Genomic DNA, 21,594 nt, shown 5'->3' on the forward strand with positions numbered 1-21,594 from the left:
GGTCACCGCTTCCCGGGGGGACGCGCCCCACGGGCGATGCCCAGGCCCTTGACCGGTGGCTGCGACGGTGCGCCGTCGCCGTCGGTCTGCTCTGCCGGCTCGGCCTTCGGCGCCGGCTCGGGTTCGGCGTCCGCCGGGCCGGCGGGCGCAGCCTCGGCCTTGGGCTCCTCGGCTTTGGGCTCCTCGGCCTTGGGGGCCGCGGCCGCCGGTGCCGACTTCTTGGCGCCGGGCCGCTTGGCGCCCGCCGCGATGCCCAGGCCCTTGACCGGGGCGGCGGGTGCCTTGGCTTCGGTTTTGGTATCGGTCGCCGCTTCGGGGGTCGCGTCCGCGGTTGCCTTGGCCTCGGGGGCCGCGGCCGCCGGTGCGGACTTCTTGGCGCCGGGCCGTTTGGCGCCGGCGGCCAGACCCAGGCCCTTCGCCGGTGCGGCGGGTGCCTTGGCTTCTCCGCCGTCGGTCGGCGCCTCGGCCTTCGCCGGCTCGGCAGCCGGGGCGGCCTTCTTGGCGCCGGGCTTCTTCGCGCCGCCGGCAATACCCAAGCCCTTGGCGGGCGCGGCGGGAGCCGCGGTGGCCTCGGGCTTCGGGGCGGCCTCGGCCTTGGCGGGTGCTTCGTCCTTGGCGGGTGCTTCGGCCGGCGCCTCAACCGTGGCTGCCGAGGCCTTGGGCGCCTCAGCCGCCCGCTTCTCGGCCTCCTTGGCGGCCGTGCCCTTCTCCGGCAGCGTGGCCTTGTCGTACTCGAGGGACCCGAGCAGGATCTGGGCGACGTCGAGCACCTCGACGCCGCTGCGTCCGGCTTCCTCCTGGCGGTCGTTGACACCGTCGGTGACCATCACCCGGCAGAAGGGGCAACCCGTGGCGATCGTGGCGGCCCCGGTGGCCAGCGCCTCGTCGACGCGCTCGTGGTTGATGCGCTTGCCGATGTGTTCTTCCATCCACATCCGCGCGCCGCCGGCGCCGCAGCAGAAGCTGCGCTCGGCATGCCGCGGCATCTCGGTCAGGGTCGCTCCCGCGGCCCCGATCAGCTCGCGCGGCGCCTCGTAGACCTTGTTGTGCCGGCCCAGGTAGCAGGGGTCGTGATAGGTGATGTCCTGCGACACCGGCGTCACCGGCACCAGTTTGTTGTCCCGGATCAGCCGGTTGAGCAGCTGGGTGTGGTGCAACACCGAATAGTTCGCGCCGAGCTGGCGGTACTCGCGGCCCAGGGTGTTGAAGCAGTGCGGGCAGGTGACGACGATCTTGCGGTCGACGGTCTCGGTGCCCTCGAAAAGGCCGTCCAGGGTCTCGACGGCCTGGGCGGCCAGCTGCTGGAACAGGAACTCGTTGCCCGAGCGACGGGCGGAGTCGCCGTTGCAGGTCTCGCCGGTGCCCAGCACCAGGTACTTCACGCCGGCGATCGCCAGCAGCTCGGCGACGGCCTTGGTGGTCTTCTTGGCCTTGTCGTCGTAAGCGCCGGCACAACCCACCCAGAACAAGTACTCGTAGCCGTCGAAGCTGTCGACGTCCTCGCCGTAGACCGGCACGTCGAAGTCGACCTCGTCGATCCAGCTGGTGCGGTCCGAGGCGTTCTGGCCCCACGGATTGCCCTTGGTCTCCAGGTTCTTGAACAGCACGGACAGCTCGGAGGGGAACTCCGACTCCATCATCACCTGGTAGCGCCGCATGTCGACGATGTGATCGATGTGCTCGATGTCCACCGGGCACTGTTCGACGCAGGCGCCGCACGTCACGCAGGACCACAAGACGTCCGGGTCGATGACGCCGCCCTGTTCCTCGGTCCCCACCAGCGGACGGGTGGCCTGCTCCGGCCCGGAACCCATCACGCGGCCGAAGCCGGACTCCGGGACGTGGTGCGCCTCGGCGTGCTCTTCGCCGGCCAATTTGTCGCCGAGTCCGCCCTCCGGGGTGCTTTCGGTCGGAGATTCCTTGCTGCCCAGGATGTAGGGCGCCTTGGCCATCCAGTGGTCGCGCAGGTCCATGATGACGAGCTTGGGCGAGAGCGGCTTGCCGGTGTTCCACGCCGGGCACTGCGACTGACAGCGCCCGCACTCGGTGCAGGTGGCGAAGTCGAGCGCGGCTTTCCAGCTGAAGTCCTCGATCTTGCCGCGACCGAATTCGGCGTCGTCGGGCGGGTTTTCGAAGTCGATCGGCTTGCCGTCGTGTTCGAGCGGCAGCAGCGGGCCGAGGCCGTTGGGCAGCCGCTTGAAGATGACGTTGATCGGCGCCGTGAAGATGTGCATGTGCTTGGAGTGCAGCACGATGATCAGGAACGCGAGCATGACCAAGATGTGCAGCAGCAGCGCGGTCGTTTCGATGATCTCGTTGGCGGGCTGGCCCAGCGGTCGCAGGATGGCACCGAACAGCTGGGACAGGAAGGCGCCGTTGCCGTAGGGCAGCGTGCCGTTGTTGACCGCGGCTCCGCGCACGAACACGTAGGTGAAGACGACGTTGAAGATCATGAACAGCACCAGCCAGGCGCCGCCGGTGTGCGAACCGTAGAACCGTGACTGGCGCCCGATCTCCTTCGGGCTGCGCATCAGCCGGATGATGGCGAAGGTGACGATGCCCAGGAAGACTGCGGTCGCGAAGAAGTCCTGCAGGAAGCCGAGTGCGTCCCAGCGCCCGATGATCGGGATGTGGAAGTTGTCCTGGAAAAGCAGACCGTAGGCCTCGATGTAGACCGTGAGCAGAATGAAGAAGCCCCACATGGTGAAGAAGTGCGCCAGCCCGGGGATGGACCACTTCAACAGCTTGCGCTGACCGAATACTTCGGACACCTCTGCCCAGACGCGTTTGCCGGGATCGTCGGTGTGACCCGGGGCCGGCTTGCCGGACGTGATCAGCTTGAACAGCCACAGGACACGCCGTGCGGCGAGTGCGGCCACGACCAGCGTCATGCCCATGCCCACGATCAGCCTGATGAGCATCTGCGTTGTCACAGAAGGTCTCCCCAATGCATAGATAAATTCGGCTGTGCTTATTTGCCTGCTAAAGCCCCGCTCATAGTTACATCTTTGCGGCTTTCAGCGCGAGAAAGGCTGCCCTAACTTAAGACGCGACGCTCGCCGAAGTGATGAGCGCCACCATGCTTCGCTGAATGGCCCTTCGACGGCCACCGCTTGGCGGCCATCCGTGTCTGGTGCGTCAGCGCCCGAAGATGGGCGGCAGGGGCCACCCGCGCGTGGTCGTCGGCGCGGCGGTGGTGGCCGTCTGCGACGTTGTGGTGGGCGCCTGCGACGTCGTGGTGGGCGCGGCGGTCGTGGTTGTGGTCGTGCTCGGCGGCGCCGTGGTGGTGGTCGTCGTCGTCGACGGCGCCGGCCCCGGCGTCGTGGTGGTGGCCGACGGCTCGGTGGACGGCGGCGGCGCCGGGATCACGGTGACGGTGGTGCTGTCGTTCGGCCCGGTGATGGTCACCGTTTGCGGGGGCTGGGTAGGCGGCGACGTGGGACTGACCGGCGTTGACTTGGTCGACAACAGGTTGATCGCCAGGATCAGGGCCACCAGCACCGCCGCGGCCGCCCCCGCCACGCTCAACACCAGCGCCGTGCGTTTGTACCAGGGCAGTCGCGCCTGGGGGGCAGCGTAGCGGCTGCCGGTCGCGCCGTCGAATTCCCTTGCCTCGTTGGCATATTCGCCGGTGGCGTCGCGTCCGGTATATGGCACCGGCTCGTCGTTGTCGGCGTCCTGCGACCACGCCAGGGCGTCGTCCACGTCGGTGGCCTGGGCCCCCCACGCGGCCTGGGTCATGTCGAGCCCGGCGGTGCCGACCAGTTCGGTCGGTGTTTCCACGGCGGCGGCCGCGGCGGTCGGAGCTCCTCCCGACGTGTAGTGCGGGCCGAGCACCGCCGCGCCGAGGGCGGCGCTGAGCGCCGGCTGCACGGTGCTGTGCACCGGCACCCCGAAGCGCTGCGACAAGCGCGCTTTGAGCAACGGGATGTTCGCACCGCCGCCGGCTATCGCCACGGCGCTCAGCCCTGCGTTCGGAATCGCGTTGCGGCGCAACGACTCCTCGACAAATGAGAGGAACCGGTCCAGCGGCGCGGAGAGCAGTTGGTCGAATTCGGTGCGGGAGAGCTGGGCACCCTCACCGGAAGCCCCGGCGATCGTGCTCACCGCGGCCGTCGACAGCTGTTCCTTGGCGCGCCGGCATGCGCCGAGCAGGCGGGCCTGCGGGCCGACCCGCGCGGTGCCGCCCAGCATGGCGGTGCTGACGTCGGAGGCCAGCAGGTGGTCCAGGATGAGCTGATCGATCGCGTCGCCGGAGAATTCGGTGTACCGCGCGGCCGGGCCGACGGACGCAAAGCCGGCCTTGGCGTCCATCAACGTGACGGTGGTGCCGCCCGCGCCGAAGTCGCACAAGGCAATAACGCCGTCGGCCCTGAAGCCCGGCGTGCCGCGCAGCGCCGCGAGCGCGGCAGTGGCATCGGAAACCAGCATGGGCGCCACCCCGCCGCGCGCTAGGTCCGACTGCGCGAAGAACTCCTCGCGCAGCGCCGTGAACTGGTCGTGGGACCAGTAGGCGGGCACCGCGATGGTGATCGGTGTCCCGTAGCCGACCGTGCGGGCCATGGCCTCGATCGCCTCGACCGTCAGCGCCGCGCCGAGGTATTTGGTGCCGTCGGCCGCCACCAATGGCGCGCGGTCGCCGACGCGTTCGACGAATCCCCGCAGCACCAGTCCGGGTTCGGTCAGATTCGGATTCTCTTCCGGCAGGCCGACTTCGGTAGGTCGCTGTTCGAACAAGGTGACCACCGAGCTGCGGGTTATCGAAGCGCTGCCCGCGCGGGCGGCGACCAGGTTGGCCACCCCGATCGATAGCCCGAGCGATTCGCTCATCTGCTGCACCCCTGTGTCAGTTGTCCCGTTGCCCTCGCGCGGTCGCCCTCACCGCAGCGACCGTGGATTGCAGCGAGTGTAGGGCTTCGCCCGCGCTGCGCGGCGCAACCGTGATCGAGGCTGCCACCGACTCGCTACCGCAGCCCGGGGGGCACCGTGACCGGATTCGGCACCCCCGGAACGGTGATCACCGGCGGCAGCTGCGGCAAATGGTGGTGATGCGACGGCTGCTGCGTCTGCCCGCCCGTGGGTTGCTGTTGCGGCGGCTGCGCCGGTGGCTCTTGCGTCGGTGACTCTTCGCTGCTGGGCGAGGACGTGGTGGTCGTGGTGGTGGTCGGGGTCGTGGTGGTGGTGGTCGTCGTGCTCGTCGTCGTCTTCGGGACGTGGTTGACGGTCTGCTGTCCGTGAGTGAGCTCGATGACTCCGAAGACGATCAACGCGATCAGGACGACGACGGAGATCAGCCAGGCGATCAGCATCGCGGGCTTGCGGTACCAGGGAGTGGGCTCGGTCTCCTGGTCAAACGGGTCGACATCGCCGGGCCCCTCGGGCTCCCGGGGCGGGTTCGGCGGCGGACCGGAAGACGGAACCTGGCCGGTCGGCGGCTGTTCGGGTGCGCCGAACTCGCCATGCTGGGTCGGCTGGTTGTGGAAGTCGTCGCGTGGGCCATTGGATGCCACGGCACCGATGGTACTAACCGCACCTGCCAATCTGCTGATGCCGGCCCGTGTAGTGGTTAGGTCGAGGTCGTGGATTCCCTGGTGAAGTTGTTGCGAGACACGGTCGCGGTTCGGATATCGGTCTGCGTGGCCCTCGGAGTGGCGGTCGCCGTCGTGGTCGGCAACACCGCCGGATGGCGTTATGCGCTGGCCGGCTGGATCGCCACCGCCGGAATGTATGCGGCATGGACGCACCTCACCCTGCTCGGCATGGATGCCGAGCAGACCTGCCGCTGGGCAACGCGGGAGGACCCCACCCGATGGGTCGCCGACGCCGTCATCCTGTCGGCGAGCGTCGCGAGCCTGGGCGGAGTCGGCTACGTGGTGGCCGCGGGCTCACGCTCGGGCCACGAAGCCCTGGCCGCCGCCGTCGTCGGCGTCCTGACCGTCGCCGCGTCCTGGGTCGCCGTGCACACGCTGTACTCCGTGCATTACGCGCGGCTCTACTACTCGGATGACCCGGGTGGCATCAACTTTCACGATCCCGAGCCGCCGCGCTTCCGGGATTTCGCCTATCTCGCATTCACCGTCGGCATGACGTACCAGGTGTCGGACACCGAGATCGGGCTGGCCTCGATCCGGGCGACGGTCTTGCGCCATGCGTTGGTGTCCTACCTGCTCGGGGCGGTGGTCCTGGCGGTGACGATCAATCTGATCGCGGGGCTGGGCTCCAAGCTCTGATCGGTCCCGTCACACGCCGGCCGTTGAGCGGCCTCGGAGAATCCCTTCGATGCGATCCAGCAGCTCGCCCGGGTCGTCGCGGGCGCCGTCTCGCCAGGCGATGAGTGCGTTGAGCAGGTTGACCGGTGGAACCGTCAGCCGCAGGCCGAGCAGCACCGTCTTGGTAGTGCCGTCGCCGATCTCCGCGGGGCGGTAAGCGATTGCGACTTGCAACGAGTCAGCACGCGACGGCAGCGGGACGAGCTTGGGCTCGATCGACGCAACCAGCTCACGCCGAATTTCGGTCAACTGGCTCCCACGCTCGGCCAACCGCACGGTCAACATCGACGGGCTAAAGCAGAGAAGAGAACGCAGCCACATACGAACGATGCCCCAGAGGGACAGCGGGGTCACACCCGCCAGGAGGATGACGCCGCCGTACAGCAGCCATCTCGGATTGCCGGGCGCGAGCCCCAAGGCCACCATGGCAACCCCCATCAGCGGGAGGAGCACTAACGCGCTGTAGGCATTGCCCTCGTACCAGGGAATGTAGCGGCAGACGATCTCGTCACCAGTTCGGCTGACCCCGGCGCGAAAGATCCGGCGGTGACCGATGAGGATGATTCCGCCGGTCACAGCGCCGCCGAGAGCTAGGGGCCATGGCGCTCCGACCAGCACGTTAATGACCGCCAGCAGGCATAGGACGCCACCTATGGCGTACCGCAGCATCCGCCGCCAACGGCCTCTCTTCCCGCTATCGGCCATCAGAGCCCTTTCGTATTTCCGGTCAGCGGGGCGCGGTGACCCGCGAGCGCTGGACTTACCACCGGCCCCGGAACGGCCTTCAGCCAGATGTGTGCCCGGTCCACCAGCGAATCGGTGAGGGCCGTCATCGTGAGCTGCGCGATCAACGTCTCCTGCTCCGTCGTGATGATCCGGGACTTCGACTCGCTGTCGATCGTGCCGAGTTCATGCGCGATCTTCATTGCGAGCAACCCCGTGACGCCGGCACCTTCGGTGGCCGCACCCAGTTCGCGGCTTTGCTCTCGACAGCCCGGCGCCGCTTGCAACTGCTGTTCGACCAACATCGCGAAAACGCCGGCTGGGTCCAAAGCAGCCTCGACGCGATGCATCGTCAACACCGCGTTAGCGCAAAACACTTCGATGCAGGGGTCGTTGCGCCAGGCCCACACCCGCGCCCCGACAGCCGAGTCGAAGGGTTCCCAACCCGGTGGTACTCCCACCTCAACCACAAACCCGGCAAATCGATCGACCGGGTACACAGCCAGGTTGTGCTCCTGCACGAAGTCATCGAATCGCATCGAAGTCGCTCCTACCCGAACCCGAAGACGGATTCCACGCCGTGCACCGCGCTGCCGACGGCATCGGCGACCGGCTCCCAGGACACTTCGACTGCTTTAGACGCCACCCAGGCGGCGCCCGCTCCCACGACGGCGCCTGCCACCAGACCGACCGCGGTCCCGGCACCGGGAACGACCGAACCGATCAGCGCGCCAGTTTCTGCGCCCGCGGCCAGCCCGGCGGCGACACCAGCAGTCTCGCGGGTTATGGCCTCTGGCACCGAGTTTCCGTCATGGATGTCGGACAGGACGGCGGGCACCGCGCTGGCCACACCAACGACCCCGCCGATACGGGTGAATCCCGGGAGTTCAACTCCGGCGACCTTGGGATCCTCGAACCACTTCAACAGCCACGGATCAGCCTTGCCGGGACCCGTACCCGGGGACTCAGCGAGCAGGTTGAGCGTCGTCTGACGCACACCGTCGGCGGTACCGCCGGCGATCGCACCCGCGCTCCCGATCGCCACTTCCCCCGGTGACGGGGTCAATGCGGGACCCCCGCCGGGTTGGCCGGGTGGCGCCGGGCCGGGACCCCCGCCGGGTTGGCCGGATGCCGGGCCGGCTGCCGGCTGACCGGGTGCCGGCCCGGCACCGGGAGCGTCATATCCGTCCGCGTGCAGGGTCCCCATCGCGTCCTGAAACGACTTGGAGTAACCGTCGCGTGTCGCCTGCAGCTGGCCTAGCGCCGACTTGGTTGCCCGGACGGCATCGTCTTCGCATGTGGCGATAAACGCCTCCAGCGCATCGAAATCGGCCTGGCTGAGGTCCTCGTCGTCCTCCATCGCGTCGGCTTCGCCGATCAAATCGTCGAGCTCTTGCAGCCTTGCTTCCAGCGACGCGATTTGACCGGCCGCGGCTTTCTGCGCCTCGGCCAGCGTCGCGGCGATGCTCTCCAGGTCCGCACCGATCTTCGGTATCTGCAGGGACTGCGCCCCAAGCGCTTTCGTCACCCGCTGAACTTCGTCGGAGTCGTTGATCGGGTGACCGCCGTCCTGGTGATTCCAGGCGGCTTCGAAGCGGGTACGGGCCTGTTCGAACGCGTTGCTGGCCTCCGTCGTGCACCGGCCTGCGCGAAGAAATGCCTGGGCAAGATTGGAAATCTGCAGCGGGCTGCCGGCTTGCAGGCTGCCATTGATCGCCCACGGGTCGCCGCCGGCCGCGCCGATCAGCGCCGGGATGCTCAGGTATCGCAGTTGCATGAGATCGTCAGGTGCTCGCCCGACTTCGGATCCACCCGGTTCCGGACGTGGCGGGCAGCGCGCGGGGCGCCTGGGAAACCGACCGCGGCCTACCGGCACCGACAAGCATCGCCGCCCCCTCCCGAGCTCATCGGCAAGATTACCGACGTCGGGTTGGCAATCAATTCACGCGCGCTCGGGCTCCCGCGATGGAGCCCGGCTCAGAAGGTGTTGACCTTCTCGACGCTCACGAACATGCCGTGCTTGGTCTGGTCGTTCGTGAAGCGGGTGCCGTCGGCGTTGGCGACGATCGTCCAGCCCTGCGCCGCGTAGGTCTTGTAGTCGATGGTGACCGTCGGGATTGCCCCCAGGTTGCCCAGCACCCACTGCACCTTGCCGCCGGTGTTGATGCTGACGCCGTTGGCGTGCTCACCGTCCTGCAGCGGGGAGTTGGTGAACGGTGCCTCGCAGCCGACGGTGTCCTTGTTGATCTGGCAGCGCGTCACGCCGGATTTCGTCTCGATGAAGACGTAACCGTTCTGGTCGGGTGGCAGCGGGATGGCGCCCGCCGGAGTGGTCGGGTTCGCCGGCGCGGCGGACGGGCCCGGGCCGGGGGCCGGGGCGGCGGTGGCCGACGGCGGGGTGGATCGGGGCGTGGGGAAAGACGGCTCGGTGGGCCCGGCTCCCGGCGACGCCACCGGGCGGCCCCCGATGATGGAGCTGCAGCCCGAGAGCGGCTCCGCACCGGCCAGCAGGGCCACGAGCAGCAGCGAACCACCGGCCAGGCTCCGCCGCCCATTCTCCGAAAACCGCACCCGCCGCTCCCCAGACGATTCGAATAGCGGCACTTAGGTTACGCACCGAGAAGCGGACCTAGCTGCCCCGGCGCGACGATCGATGCAGAGCCGATGGCCGGGGTTTATCTCCGCGTGACCGCCGATCCTCGGCAGCGCCGAAGTTTTTTGCCACCCCCGGGAACAAGGCGGGACGGACCGCCGTTAACATGAACGACAAGTTGAGCGAACTACACTCAATGCTGGGTTGACAGCCCACCGGCCCCAAGGGCAGGCTTGAGCGGGGTTCACTCAGCATAGTGGCACCAAACAAGCTCTACACATTCAGGAGGAATCACTATGGCTCGTGCGGTCGGTATCGACCTCGGGACCACCAACTCCGTCGTCGCAGTTCTCGAGGGTGGCGACCCTGTCGTCGTCGCCAACTCCGAGGGTTCGCGGACGACGCCGTCCATCGTCGCCTTCGCGCGCAACGGCGAGGTGCTCGTCGGTCAGCCCGCCAAGAACCAGGCTGTCACCAACGTCGACCGCACCATCCGTTCGGTCAAGCGGCACATGGGCACCGATTGGTCCGTCGAGATCGATGACAAGAAATACACCGCTCAGGAGATCAGCGCCCGCGTGCTGATGAAGTTGAAGCGCGACGCCGAGGCATACCTGGGCGAGGACGTCACCGACGCCGTCGTCACCGTGCCCGCGTACTTCAACGACGCCCAGCGTCAGGCGACCAAGGAAGCCGGCCAGATCGCCGGCCTGAACGTGCTGCGCATCGTCAACGAGCCGACCGCGGCCGCGCTGGCCTACGGCCTGGACAAGGGCGAGAAGGAACAGACCATCCTGGTCTTCGACCTCGGTGGCGGTACCTTCGACGTCTCGCTGCTCGAGATCGGTGAGGGTGTGGTCGAGGTCCGCGCCACCAGTGGTGACAACCACCTCGGCGGGGACGACTGGGACGACCGCGTCGTCGAGTGGCTGGTCGATAAGTTCAAGGGCACCAGCGGAATTGACCTGACCAAGGACAAGATGGCGATGCAGCGGCTGCGTGAGGCCGCCGAGAAGGCCAAGATCGAGCTGTCGAGTTCGCAGAGCACCTCGATCAACCTGCCTTACATCACCGTCGACGCGGACAAGAACCCGCTGTTCCTCGACGAGCAGCTGACCCGCGCCGAATTCCAGCGCATCACACAGGATCTGCTGGACCGCACCCGCAAGCCCTTCCAGTCCGTGATCAAGGACGCCGGCATTTCGGTCTCCGAGATCGACCACGTGGTGCTGGTGGGTGGTTCCACCCGCATGCCCGCGGTGACCGAGCTGGTCAAGGAGCTCACCGGGGGCAAGGAGCCCAACAAGGGCGTCAACCCCGACGAGGTTGTCGCCGTGGGCGCTGCCCTGCAGGCCGGTGTGCTGAAGGGCGAGGTGAAAGACGTTCTGCTGCTTGACGTTACGCCGCTGAGCCTGGGTATCGAGACCAAGGGTGGCGTGATGACCAAGCTCATCGAACGCAACACCACCATCCCCACCAAGCGGTCGGAGACCTTCACCACGGCCGACGACAATCAGCCGTCGGTGCAGATCCAGGTCTATCAGGGTGAGCGCGAAATCGCTTCGCACAACAAGCTGCTCGGCTCCTTCGAGCTGACCGGCATCCCGCCGGCTCCGCGCGGCGTCCCGCAGATCGAGGTCACCTTCGACATCGACGCCAACGGCATCGTGCACGTCACGGCCAAGGACAAGGGCACCGGCAAGGAGAACACGATCAAGATCCAGGAGGGCTCCGGCCTGTCCAAGGAGGAGATCGACCGGATGATCAAGGACGCCGAGGCGCACGCCGAGGAGGACCGTCAGCGTCGCGAAGAGGCCGACGTCCGCAACCAGGCCGAATCGCTGGTCTACCAGACGGAGAAGTTCGTCAAGGATCAGCGCGAAGCCGAGGGCGGTTCGAAGGTCCCCGAGGACACACTGTCCAAGGTCGACGCCGCGATCGCCGAGGCCAAGTCGGCCCTCGCCGGCACCGACATCACCGCGATCAAGGCGGCGATGGAGAAGCTGGGCCAGGAATCCCAGGCGCTCGGACAGGCGATCTACGAGGCCACCCAGGCCGCCGGCGAGCAGGCCGGTGGCGGTGCGGCCGGCGACGGGTCTGGCTCCGCTGACGATGTCGTGGACGCGGAGGTGGTCGACGATGACCGGGAGTCCAAGTGACGGAAAGCAACCCACAAGAACAGGTGACAGTCACCGACAAGCGGCGAATCGATCCGCAGACCGGTGAAGTGCGGCAGGTCCCTCCCGGCGACGCGCCGGGAGGGGCGCCGGCCGCCGAGCCGGCGGACCAGGGCGACGGCAAAGTCGCCGAGCTCACCGCCGATCTGCAACGGGTGCAGGCCGACTTCGCGAACTACCGCAAGCGGGCGCTGCGCGACCAGCAGGCCGCGGCGGATCGGGCGAAGGCCGCGGTTGTCAACCAATTGCTGGGCGTGCTGGACGATCTCGACCGGGCGCGCAAGCACGGCGACCTCGAGTCCGGACCGCTGAAGTCGGTGGCCGACAAGCTGGAAAGCGCGTTGACCGGCCTCGGCCTGTCGGCGTTCGGCCAGGAGGGCGAGGACTTCGACCCGGTGCTGCACGAAGCCGTCCAGCACGAAGGTGACGGCTCCCGGCCGGTGATCGGCACCGTCATGCGACAGGGCTACAAACTGGGCGATCAGGTGCTGCGCCACGCTCTGGTCGGCGTCGTCGACACGGTCGACGACGAGGGCGACGCCGGGACCGGTGAGTCGGCCGCGGCGGCCGGGGAAACCGGGCCGGCCGAATCGGACGATAACGCCGGCGCATCCGGTGACTAGACCACACAATCAGCACAACAAACGAAAGGTGAGGGGGTGACGCGACATGGCCCAGCGCGAATGGGTCGAAAAGGACTTCTATAAGGAGCTGGGCGTCTCCTCCGACGCCAGCCCCGAAGAGATCAAACGCGCCTATCGCAAGTTGGCGCGCGATCTGCACCCTGACGCCAACCCCGACAACCCGGCCGCCGGCGAACGCTTCAAAGCCGTTTCCGAGGCACACAACGTCTTGTCGGATCCGGCCAAGCGCAAGGAATACGACGAAACCCGAAGGCTGTTCGCCGGCGGTGGTTTCGGCGGGCGCCGGTTCGACGGCGGCGGGTTCGGGGGCTTCAACGTCGGCGGTGACGGCGCTGAGTTCAACCTCAACGATTTGTTCGATGCCGCCGGCCGAAGCGGCGGCACCAACATCGGTGATCTGTTCGGCGGGTTGTTCGGGCGCGGTTCGGGCGCCCGTCCCAGCCGGCCGCGCCGCGGCAACGACCTCGAGACCGAAACCCAGCTGGATTTCGTCGAGGCGGCCAAGGGCGTGGCGATGCCGCTGCGGCTGACCAGCCCGGCACCGTGCACCAACTGCCACGGCAGTGGCGCGCGGCCGGGCACCAGCCCGAAGGTGTGCCCCACCTGCAACGGCTCCGGCGTGATCAACCGCAACCAGGGCGCGTTCGGCTTCTCCGAACCGTGCACCGACTGCCGGGGCAGCGGCTCGATCATCGAGCACCCCTGCGACGAGTGCAAGGGCACCGGCGTCACCACCCGCACGCGCACCATCAACGTGCGGATCCCGCCGGGCGTCGAAGACGGACAACGGATTCGGCTGCCCGGCCAGGGCGAGGCGGGTTTACGCGGTGCGCCGTCGGGTGACCTGTACGTGACCGTGCATGTGCGCCCGGACAAGGTGTTCGGGCGCGACGGCGACGACCTCACGGTGACGGTTCCGGTCAGCTTCACCGAGTTGGCCTTGGGCTCAACCATTTCGGTACCCACGCTGGACGGCAAAGTCGGTGTGCGGGTGCCCAAGGGCACGGCCGACGGTCGGATCCTGCGGGTGCGCGGGCGTGGCGTGCCCAAGCGCAGCGGCGGCAACGGCGACTTGCTGGTGACCGTAAAGGTCGCCGTACCACCCAATGTGGAGGGTGCCGCCCAGGAGGCGCTGGAGGCCTACGCCGCCGCGGAGCGTTCCAGCGGCTTCGACCCGCGGGCCGGATGGGCGGGTAATCGCTGATGGCCAAGGGTTCGAGCAATTCAAGAAAAGAGGACGCGCGGACCTTCTTGATCTCGGTGGCCGCCGAGCTGGCCGGCATGCACGCCCAAACGCTGCGCACCTACGACCGGCTCGGCCTGGTCAGCCCGCGCCGGACTTCCGGTGGGGGACGGCGGTATTCGGAGCACGACGTCGACCTGCTGCGTGAGGTGCAACGGCTCTCCCAAGACGAGGGGGTCAACCTCGCCGGCATCAAGCGGATCATCGAGCTGACCAATCAGGTCGAGGCGCTGCAGGCCCGAGTCAAGGAATTGACCGAGGAGCTGGCGCAGACGCGGGTCAGCCAGCGCCGCGATGTGGCGGTGGTGCCCAAGAGCACCGCGCTGGTGGTGTGGCAACCGCGCCGGGGACGCTGATCACACCCGGATCGAAAACTGCGTGACCGCCGGTTCGCCCGGGCGCGCGCAGCGGTAGCCGCCCCGGCGCAGCGCGTCGGTGGGTGCGGTCATGGGCTCGAAGCACACGATGGTCTTCGTGGGATCGTCGGGCGCCGGCGCGAAAATCTGCGCCGCCGGGTAGCCCTGCTCGAAATGCACCTCGATGCGCCGCCCGCCGCCGGACACCGCGAACACCGCGCCTTCGGCGACCTGGTCGTAAGCGTCGTCGAAAGTGTTGTTGCCCAATGCTTCTCGGCGCGCCGGCTGCGACTCGGAAACACCGGTCGGCAGGCCCTTGTCGTCGAGCCCCAGATGCCGCAACGGGGGTGTCTCGATGACCCAGTCGGTCCGCGGGGCGTCGGGCAGTTGCAGGTAGGGATGAAACCCGAAGCACAGCGGCACCGCCCGGTCGCTTGTCGCCGTGACCGTGGTCCGAACCGTCAGCGTCCGGTTGCTCAGCCGAGCCGTCACCTCCAGCACATGCGGGTACGGGAAGCTGGCCAGCAGTCGGGGATCGGCGCCGAAATCCAGTTCGGCGGTCAGCTCCTCAGCGTTCTCGGCCGTCACCCGCCACCCGGGGTAGGCGGCCAAGACCCCATGGATGGGTAACCCGTTGGGGTCGGCGCGCACCCCGTTTTCCCCCGGCGTCAGGGTCACGGTGACGTCCTGCGCGGTATAGGTGTTCTCGCCCAGCCGATTTGCCCACGGATACAGAATCGGGATGCCCATCGTCTTGCCGGCGGAGATATAGGCGTCCAGGCCGCGGCGCTGGCCCAGCAGCTCGACGCCGGCGTCGCGCAGCGACGTGCCGATCATCCCCGCCCCGGGGACGAACTGGGCGACCAGCGGGCCCGAGGGATCGCGCAGGGTGACGACGTGCATGGCTACCTCCATAGCGGGTCATGCTGAATGTGTTGGGGCGGAGCACCTTTGGCGGTCAGCGCGGCCTTGGTGGCGTTGACCATCGCCGGCCCGCCGCACACCAGGATCTGCCGGTCACCCCAGGCGCCGTACTTGGTGACCACGTCGGGCAGGCGCCCGATCTGGTGCACGTGCAGGCCACGCGGCGGCGTGACGTCGGGATAGTCGGCGGCCCACGACGGGTCGCTGTTGTACTCCGAGACCGGCGATACCGACAGCCACGGATTGTGCGAGGCGATCTGCCACAGGGTCGGCAGATCGTAGAGTTCGCAGCGGTATCGGGCACCGAAGAAGAGATGTATCCGCGGGTTCACCGCGAACCGCGACAGGTCCATGATCAGCGCCCGCAGCGGCGCCAGGCCCGTGCTGCCGGCGACCATCAGCACGTCCTCCCCGTCGCGGTCGACCCGCAGGCCGCCGTGCGGGCTGGACAGCCGCCACCGGTCGCCGCCGCGCGTTTCGTTGACGATCGCGGTGCTGACCAGGCCGCCGGGGACCAGGCGAACGTGAAACTCGACCCCGCCGCTCGGGTCGGCCGGAATCGCCGGGCTCAGGTACCGCCAGCGGTGCGGGCATTGGGGCACATGGACGTTGACGTATTGGCCGGGGTGGTAGTGCATCGGCTGATCGAGCTGCAGCCGGACGACCGCCAGATCCCGCGACACCCGCAGGTGCTCGATCACGGTGCCGTCCCACCAGGCGGGCCCCTCCTCGGCGTCGGCGGCGCCGCTCATCACCCCGGTGATCAGGTTCAGCGACTGCACGGCCGCATCGTCGAGGGCGTCGGTCCAGGCCGCGCCCACGTGGGCGCGCAGCGTCACCAGCAACGCCCGCCGCAGCGTCTCGTAATGCGGGGACAGCACACCGTATTTGCGGTGATCGCGGCCGAGTTGGGCCAGGAAGGCCACCGGCTCTTGCGTGCGCCGCGCAATCAGCTCGCCGTACACCCAGTGCAACGCGTGGCCGAAAGCTCGCCGCTGGGCGGCCATTTCGGGCGGGAACAGGTCGCGCACCGAGCTGTCGAGGGCGAACCAATGGGTGTAGAAGCGGTGGACGAGCTCGCCGGAACCACCGGCCGGCCCGGCACCCTCAGATGCGAAGGCATCGCGCAGCACCCGCAGTGCGTCGACATCCTCCAGGCCCACGGGCCCCGATTCTAGGCTCGGCCGACGCTGACTCAGCCCTGTCGGACGATGTTGGTCGTCCCGACGTCGTCGATCTTGGGCGAACCCCAGTGGTACAGAACGACGTTGCCGGTGCCCGACGCGTTCACCGCATCGGTGCTGTCGACCGAGACGTGGTTGCCGCTGCCGGAGACGCTGACGCTGGTGCAGTGCCCGGTGAGGGTGACGGTGTTGTTCTTCCCGCTGACCGAGAGGTAGCCGGCGTGACAGGGGATGGTCTTCGTGGTGCCGGTCCCGCTGACCTGCAGCGTGCCGGCTTGAGGCACGGTGGTCGACGGGCTATCGCCGGTGAGATCGGTGTGCAATCCGACGATGACCAGGCCCGCGAGCGCCAGTCCGGCGGCCACCGCGGCGAGCCAGAACGCCCGCGGAACGCGACGCGGAGGTCTGGCGGGCTCGGCGTCGGCGTGGTCGGGTGGCTGCGTCGTCTGCGTCATCGGTACCGGGGTACCCCGAAGGGCATATTGCTCAAAACTCGGTAGAGTTGAGCGGAATAGACTCAACCTTGACGGCGTTGAACATGCGGACAAGCATTTTCTTCTACGAACGGAGGTGTCGTGGACTCTTTCAACCCGACCACCAAGACCCAAGCGGCGCTGACTTCGGCGCTGCAGGCGGCCTCGGCCGCCGGCAACCCCGAGATCCGGCCGGCGCACCTGCTGATGGCCCTGCTGACGCAGGCTGACGGCATCGCGGCTCCGCTGCTCGAGGCCGTCGGCGTCAACCCGGCCACCATTCGCGCCGAAGCCGAGCGCATCGTGGAACGCCTGCCGCAGGCCAGCGGCGCCAGCTCGCAACCGCAACTGTCGCGCGAGTCGCTGGCCGCCGTCACCACCGCGCAGCAGCTGGCCACCGAGATGAACGACGAATACGTCTCCACCGAGCACCTGCTGGTGGGGCTGGCCACCGGGGATTCCGACGTCGCCAAGCTGTTGACCGGCCACGGCGCCTCGCCCCAGGCGTTGCGCGACGGGTTCGTCAAGGTGCGCGGCAGTGGGCGGGTCACCAGCCCGGAGCCGGAGGCGACCTATCAGGCGCTGGAGAAGTACTCGACCGACCTCACCGAGCGGGCCCGCGAAGGCAAGCTCGACCCGGTCATCGGGCGGGACAACGAGATTCGCCGCGTCGTGCAGGTCTTGAGCCGTCGCACCAAGAACAACCCGGTGCTGATCGGTGAGCCCGGCGTCGGCAAGACCGCGATCGTGGAGGGCCTGGCCCAGCGCATCGTCGCGGGCGATGTGCCCGAGAGCCTGCGCGACAAGACCGTCATCAGCCTGGACCTGGGATCGATGGTGGCCGGGGCGAAGTACCGCGGCGAGTTCGAGGAGCGGCTCAAGGCCGTCCTCGACGACATCAAGAACTCCGCCGGACAGATCATCACCTTCATCGACGAGCTGCACACCATCGTCGGCGCCGGCGCGACCGGCGAGGGCGCGATGGACGCCGGCAACATGATCAAGCCGATGCTGGCCCGCGGCGAGCTGCGGCTGGTCGGTGCCACCACGCTCGACGAGTACCGCAAGTACATCGAGAAGGACGCCGCGCTGGAGCGCCGCTTCCAGCAGGTGCTGGTGGGCGAGCCCTCGGTGGAGGACACCGTGGGCATCCTGCGCGGGCTGAAGGACCGCTACGAGGTGCACCACGGGGTGCGCATCACCGACTCGGCCCTGGTGGCCGCCGCCACGCTGTCCGACCGCTACATCACCGCCCGCTTCCTGCCGGACAAGGCCATCGACCTGGTCGACGAGGCCGCTTCGCGTTTGAAGATGGAGATCGACTCCCGGCCCGTCGAGATCGACGAGGTCGAGCGGTTGGTGCGCCGCCTCGAGATCGAGGAGATGGCGCTGGCCAAAGAAGAGGACGAGGCGTCCAAGGAGCGGCTGGACAAGCTGCGCTCCGAGCTGGCCGACCAGAAGGAGAAGCTGTCCGAGCTCACCACCCGCTGGCAGAACGAGAAGAACGCCATCGACGTCGTGCGCGAGCTCAAGGAGCAGCTGGACACGTTGCGCGGGGAGTCCGAGCGCGCCGAGCGCGACGGCGACCTGGCCAAGGCCGCCGAGCTGCGCTACGGGCGCATCCCCGAGGTCGAGAAGAAGCTCGACGCCGCGCTGCCGCAGGCTCAGGCCCGCGAGAACGTGATGCTCAAGGAGGAGGTCGGTCCCGACGACATCGCCGACGTGGTGTCGGCGTGGACGGGCATCCCGGCCGGACGGATGCTCGAGGGCGAGACCGCCAAGCTGCTGCGCATGGAGGACGAACTGGGCCGGCGCGTCATCGGCCAAAAGAAGGCCGTCACAGCGGTCTCGGACGCCGTGCGGCGTTCCCGGGCCGGCGTCGCCGACCCCAACCGGCCCACGGGGTCGTTCATGTTCCTCGGCCCGACCGGCGTCGGGAAGACCGAGCTGGCCAAGGCGCTGGCGGAATTCCTGTTCGACGACGAGCGCGCGATGGTCCGCATCGACATGAGCGAATACGGCGAGAAGCACTCGGTGGCCCGGCTGGTCGGCGCCCCGCCCGGATACATCGGCTACGACCAGGGCGGTCAGCTGACCGAGGCGGTGCGGCGGCGCCCGTACACCGTCATCCTGTTCGACGAGATCGAAAAGGCGCACCCGGACGTGTTCGACGTGCTGCTGCAGGTCCTCGACGAGGGCCGGCTGACCGACGGGCAGGGCCGCACCGTCGACTTCCGCAACACCATCCTGATCCTGACCTCCAACCTGGGATCCGGTGGCAGCGAGGAGCAGGTGATGGCCGCGGTGCGCTCGGCGTTCAAGCCGGAGTTCATCAACCGGCTCGACGACGTGATCATCTTCCACGGCCTGGAGCCCGGAGAGCTGGTGCAGATCGTCGACATCCAGCTGGTTCAGCTGCAGAAGCGGCTGGCTGCGCGCCGCCTCACGCTGGAGGTGTCGCTGCCGGCCAAGCAGTGGCTGGCGCACCGCGGATTCGACCCGGTCTACGGCGCCCGGCCGCTGCGCCGCCTGGTGCAGCAGGCCATCGGTGACCAGCTGGCCAAGATGTTGTTGGCCGGCGATGTGCACGACGGCGACACCGTTCCGGTGAACGTCAGCCCGGACGGCGACTCGCTGATCCTGGGCTGACCCCCGGGGGGACCATCGGCGGTCCGGCGATAGGTGGCTGGTGCCAGCTGTGATTGGGTTGTGACCTGGTCGCCTTCTATCTTCTTGGCCAATAGCAGATACCCTGTTTTGGATGGTCCCCCTCTGGTTCACGCTCTCCGCGCTGTGCTTTGTCGGCGCGGGGGTGTTGCTGTACGTCGACATCGATCGGCGGCGCGGGCGCAGCAGGCGCCGCAGGTCGTGGGCCCGGTCGCACGGGTTCGACTACGAAAACGAATCAGCCGACATCCTCAAGCGGTGGAAGCGGGGGGTGATGTCGACCGTCGGCGACGTCGCCGCCCAGAACGTGGTGCTGGGTCAGATCCGGGGCGAGGCCGTCTACATCTTCGACCTCGAAGAGGTCGCCACCGTCATCGCGCTGCACCGCAAGGTGGGCACCAACGTCGTGGTGGACCTGCGGCTCAAGGGGCTCAAAGAGCCACGGGAAAGCGACATTTGGCTGTTGGGTGCGATCGGGCCGCGAATGGTTTACTCCACCAATCTCGACGCCGCCCGGCGCGCCTGCGACCGCCGCATGGTCACCTTCGCGCACACCGCACCGGACAGCGCCGAAATCATGTGGAACGAGCAGAACTGGACGCTGGTGGCCATGCCGATCACCAGCACCCGCACCGAGTGGGACGAGGGATTGCGCACCGTGCGCCAGTTCAACGACCTGCTGCGGGTGCTGCCCCCGCTGCCGGAGGAGGCCCCGCAGGAGGCCGGGGCACCGTCGGGTCCGCGCAACGCCTCACCGAGCCGGCCGTTGGCGCCGGCGGGCCGCGCGGAGCTGCCGCCCCGGCGCGCGCAGCAGGACGTGGCGGGACTGCTGGGCCCCGACCTGCAGCCGGGTCGCCGCGCCGCCGAGCCGGTCCGGCGCGACCAGCCCCGGCCGGCCGATGGGCGCTCGGAAACCATCCGCCGTCCACCTCCCGCCGGGCGCAACGGCCACCAGGCCAACAACTATCAGCGCTGACGCCGGGCCCCGGGCACCTCAGGGCCCGATGCAGCCGCCGTCATTAGGATGTCGCTCATGCCCCGCCCCGTAGCCCTGATCACCGGGCCTACGTCCGGGATCGGCGCCGGATTCGCGCGACGCTACGCCGGCGACGGCTACGACGTGGTCCTGGTCGCCCGCGACGTCGACCGCCTGACCAGGTTGTCCGACGAGCTGCACCAACACTCCGGCAACGTCGAGATCCTGCCCGCCGACCTGGCCGATGCCGCCGGCCGTCAGCGCGTCTGCGACCGGCTCGCGGCCGGGGGAGTGCGCGTCCTGGTCAACAACGCCGGCTTCGGCACCTCCGGCGACTTCTGGTCGGCCGATCCCGCGCTGCTGCAGTCCCAGCTCGACGTCAACGTCACCGCGGTCATGCACCTGACCCGCGCCGCCCTGCCGGCCATGCTGGATGCCGGCGACGGCACCGTCATCAATATCGCAAGCGTCGCCGGGCTGGTGCCCGGGCGTGGGTCGACGTATTCGGCATCCAAGGCGTGGGTGATCTCGTTCAGCGAGGGCCTGTCGGTCGGCCTGCAGGGCACCGGCGTCTCCGTGCACGCGGTGTGCCCGGGCTACGTGCGCACCGAATTCCACGACCGCGCCGGGATCGACATGGCCAAGTCGCCGTCGTTCATGTGGCTCGAGGTCGACGACGTGGTCAGCCAGAGCCTGGCCGATATCGCCCGCGGCAAGGTCATCAGCATTCCGGGACTGCAGTACAAAGCGATCATCGCCGCCGAGCGCCTGATTCCGCGGCCCCTGATGCGGGCGGTCACCAAACGAATCGGGAGTGGTCGTGGCCGGACCTGACCGCAAAGAGCTGGCCGAGTTGGTGTCCCGCCTCTCGGTGGTGCACGGGCGGGTCACGCTCTCCTCCGGCAAGGAGGCCGACTACTACGTCGACCTGCGGCGGGCCACGCTGCACCACCGCGCCTCGGCACTGATCGGCGCGCTGATGCGCGAACTGACCGGCGACTGGGACTACGACGTGGTCGGCGGCCTGACGCTCGGCGCCGACCCGGTGGCAACGGCCGTCATGCACGCACCGGGCCGCCCGATCGACGCCTTCGTCGTACGTAAATCGGCGAAAACCCATGGGCTGCAACGCCTTATCGAGGGTTCCGAGGTGTCCGGCAAGCGGGTGCTGGTGGTCGAGGACACCAGCACCACCGGCAACTCGGCGCTCACCGCGGTGCGCGCCGTCCAGGAGGCCGGCGGCGAAGTGGTGGGGGTGGCCACCGTGGTGGACCGCGCCACCGGGGCGGCCGAGGCCATCGAGGCCGAAGGCCTGCCCTACCGAAGTGTGCTCGGCCTCGCCGATCTGGGGCTGAGCTAGTTGCC

General features: G+C 68.4%; 19 protein-coding genes. 9 read left to right on the forward strand and 10 right to left on the reverse strand.

The window, feature by feature from the left end:
- Positions 1-2 precede the first annotated feature (2 nt).
- From AC5Y30_RS09540 to AC5Y30_RS09550, 3 genes are all read right to left on the reverse strand, one after another.
- On the reverse strand, positions 3-2,933 hold the full coding sequence (locus AC5Y30_RS09540; protein WP_499917870.1) for a (Fe-S)-binding protein: 2,931 nt from the start codon (positions 2,931-2,933) through the stop codon (positions 3-5).
- 205 nt (positions 2,934-3,138) lie between these two features.
- Positions 3,139-4,830 (reverse strand): Hsp70 family protein, encoded by a 1,692-nt coding sequence (locus AC5Y30_RS09545; RefSeq protein ID WP_499917871.1) that lies wholly within the window; start codon positions 4,828-4,830, stop codon positions 3,139-3,141.
- 134 nt (positions 4,831-4,964) lie between these two features.
- Positions 4,965-5,510, reverse strand: a complete 546-nt coding sequence (locus AC5Y30_RS09550; RefSeq protein ID WP_499917873.1) for a hypothetical protein — start codon at positions 5,508-5,510, stop codon at positions 4,965-4,967.
- Between the two features lie 69 nt (positions 5,511-5,579).
- On the opposite strand from AC5Y30_RS09550, the gene AC5Y30_RS09555 reads away from it, so the two are divergent.
- Positions 5,580-6,230 (forward strand): DUF1345 domain-containing protein, encoded by a 651-nt coding sequence (locus AC5Y30_RS09555; protein ID WP_499917874.1) that lies wholly within the window; start codon positions 5,580-5,582, stop codon positions 6,228-6,230.
- A gap of 9 nt (positions 6,231-6,239) precedes the next feature.
- Here the strand turns inward: AC5Y30_RS09555 and AC5Y30_RS09560 are convergent, their stop codons facing one another.
- From AC5Y30_RS09560 to AC5Y30_RS09575, 4 genes are all read right to left on the reverse strand, one after another.
- Positions 6,240-6,974, reverse strand: coding sequence for a hypothetical protein (locus AC5Y30_RS09560; protein ID WP_499917875.1), 735 nt, complete (start codon positions 6,972-6,974; stop codon positions 6,240-6,242).
- Positions 6,974-7,531, reverse strand: a complete 558-nt coding sequence (locus tag AC5Y30_RS09565; RefSeq protein ID WP_499917876.1) for a hypothetical protein — start codon at positions 7,529-7,531, stop codon at positions 6,974-6,976. The genes AC5Y30_RS09560 and AC5Y30_RS09565 overlap by 1 nt, the downstream gene beginning before the upstream one ends.
- Before the next feature lie 11 nt (positions 7,532-7,542).
- Complete coding sequence (locus AC5Y30_RS09570; RefSeq protein ID WP_499917877.1) at positions 7,543-8,769, reverse strand: putative alpha/beta hydrolase; 1,227 nt, start codon at positions 8,767-8,769, stop codon at positions 7,543-7,545.
- Between the two features lie 200 nt (positions 8,770-8,969).
- Entirely contained in the window at positions 8,970-9,563 is a 594-nt protein-coding gene (locus tag AC5Y30_RS09575; protein WP_499917878.1) for a hypothetical protein, read from the reverse strand.
- Between the two features lie 318 nt (positions 9,564-9,881).
- Between AC5Y30_RS09575 and dnaK the strand changes: the two genes are divergently transcribed.
- From dnaK to AC5Y30_RS09595, 4 genes are read left to right on the forward strand one after another with little or no spacing between them, the layout of a single operon-like run.
- Entirely contained in the window at positions 9,882-11,744 is a 1,863-nt protein-coding gene (gene dnaK / locus AC5Y30_RS09580; RefSeq protein WP_499917879.1) for a molecular chaperone DnaK, read from the forward strand.
- The gene (gene grpE / locus AC5Y30_RS09585) at positions 11,741-12,385 is read left to right on the forward strand and encodes a nucleotide exchange factor GrpE (protein WP_499917880.1); all 645 of its coding nucleotides are present in this window, start codon (positions 11,741-11,743) and stop codon (positions 12,383-12,385) included. The genes dnaK and grpE overlap by 4 nt, the downstream gene beginning before the upstream one ends.
- Before the next feature lie 46 nt (positions 12,386-12,431).
- Entirely contained in the window at positions 12,432-13,610 is a 1,179-nt protein-coding gene (gene dnaJ / locus AC5Y30_RS09590) for a molecular chaperone DnaJ (protein WP_499917881.1), read from the forward strand.
- Positions 13,610-14,005, forward strand: a complete 396-nt coding sequence (locus AC5Y30_RS09595; protein WP_067358310.1) for a heat shock protein transcriptional repressor HspR — start codon at positions 13,610-13,612, stop codon at positions 14,003-14,005. Before dnaJ ends, AC5Y30_RS09595 begins: the two co-directional genes overlap by 1 nt.
- On the opposite strand, the gene AC5Y30_RS09600 is transcribed toward AC5Y30_RS09595, so the two are convergent.
- From AC5Y30_RS09600 to AC5Y30_RS09610, 3 genes are read right to left on the reverse strand one after another with little or no spacing between them, the layout of a single operon-like run.
- Positions 14,006-14,908, reverse strand: coding sequence for an aldose 1-epimerase (locus tag AC5Y30_RS09600; protein ID WP_499917882.1), 903 nt, complete (start codon positions 14,906-14,908; stop codon positions 14,006-14,008).
- Between the two features lie 2 nt (positions 14,909-14,910).
- A complete protein-coding gene (locus AC5Y30_RS09605; protein ID WP_499917883.1) occupies positions 14,911-16,092 on the reverse strand; it encodes an FAD-binding oxidoreductase in 1,182 nt (393 codons plus the stop codon).
- A 32-nt stretch (positions 16,093-16,124) separates the two neighbouring features.
- A complete protein-coding gene (locus tag AC5Y30_RS09610) occupies positions 16,125-16,568 on the reverse strand; it encodes a DUF3060 domain-containing protein (protein ID WP_499917884.1) in 444 nt (147 codons plus the stop codon).
- A gap of 120 nt (positions 16,569-16,688) precedes the next feature.
- On the opposite strand from AC5Y30_RS09610, the gene clpB reads away from it, so the two are divergent.
- The 4 genes from clpB (at position 16,689) to pyrE (ending at position 21,589) form a co-directional block, all read left to right on the forward strand.
- A complete protein-coding gene (clpB, locus tag AC5Y30_RS09615; RefSeq protein WP_499917886.1) occupies positions 16,689-19,235 on the forward strand; it encodes an ATP-dependent chaperone ClpB in 2,547 nt (848 codons plus the stop codon).
- A 112-nt stretch (positions 19,236-19,347) separates the two neighbouring features.
- On the forward strand, positions 19,348-20,229 hold the full coding sequence (gene ttfA, locus AC5Y30_RS09620; protein ID WP_499917887.1) for a trehalose monomycolate transport factor TtfA: 882 nt from the start codon (positions 19,348-19,350) through the stop codon (positions 20,227-20,229).
- 57 nt (positions 20,230-20,286) lie between these two features.
- Positions 20,287-21,063, forward strand: coding sequence for an SDR family NAD(P)-dependent oxidoreductase (locus tag AC5Y30_RS09625; protein WP_499917888.1), 777 nt, complete (start codon positions 20,287-20,289; stop codon positions 21,061-21,063).
- On the forward strand, positions 21,050-21,589 hold the full coding sequence (pyrE, locus tag AC5Y30_RS09630; RefSeq protein ID WP_499917889.1) for an orotate phosphoribosyltransferase: 540 nt from the start codon (positions 21,050-21,052) through the stop codon (positions 21,587-21,589). The genes AC5Y30_RS09625 and pyrE overlap by 14 nt, the downstream gene beginning before the upstream one ends.
- Positions 21,590-21,594: the final 5 nt, after the last annotated feature.

The sequence above is a fragment of the Mycobacterium sp. NGS27 genome, assembly GCF_059813005.1.

Excerpts from the sequence above, each read along its gene's own strand:
- AC5Y30_RS09545 (WP_499917871.1), bottom strand. The coding sequence starts at position 4,830 with ATGAGCGAATCGCTCGGGCTATCGATCGGGGTGGCCAACCTGGTCGCC.
- AC5Y30_RS09565 (WP_499917876.1), bottom strand. The coding sequence starts at position 7,531 with ATGCGATTCGATGACTTCGTGCAGGAGCACAACCTGGCTGTGTACCCG.
- AC5Y30_RS09595 (WP_067358310.1), top strand. The coding sequence starts at position 13,610 with ATGGCCAAGGGTTCGAGCAATTCAAGAAAAGAGGACGCGCGGACCTTC.
- dnaJ (WP_499917881.1), top strand. The coding sequence starts at position 12,432 with ATGGCCCAGCGCGAATGGGTCGAAAAGGACTTCTATAAGGAGCTGGGC.
- AC5Y30_RS09570 (WP_499917877.1), bottom strand. The coding sequence starts at position 8,769 with ATGCAACTGCGATACCTGAGCATCCCGGCGCTGATCGGCGCGGCCGGC.
- AC5Y30_RS09610 (WP_499917884.1), bottom strand. The coding sequence starts at position 16,568 with ATGACGCAGACGACGCAGCCACCCGACCACGCCGACGCCGAGCCCGCC.
- dnaK (WP_499917879.1), top strand. The coding sequence starts at position 9,882 with ATGGCTCGTGCGGTCGGTATCGACCTCGGGACCACCAACTCCGTCGTC.
- ttfA (WP_499917887.1), top strand. The coding sequence starts at position 19,348 with ATGGTCCCCCTCTGGTTCACGCTCTCCGCGCTGTGCTTTGTCGGCGCG.
- AC5Y30_RS09625 (WP_499917888.1), top strand. The coding sequence starts at position 20,287 with ATGCCCCGCCCCGTAGCCCTGATCACCGGGCCTACGTCCGGGATCGGC.
- AC5Y30_RS09560 (WP_499917875.1), bottom strand. The coding sequence starts at position 6,974 with ATGGCCGATAGCGGGAAGAGAGGCCGTTGGCGGCGGATGCTGCGGTAC.
- AC5Y30_RS09600 (WP_499917882.1), bottom strand. The coding sequence starts at position 14,908 with ATGCACGTCGTCACCCTGCGCGATCCCTCGGGCCCGCTGGTCGCCCAG.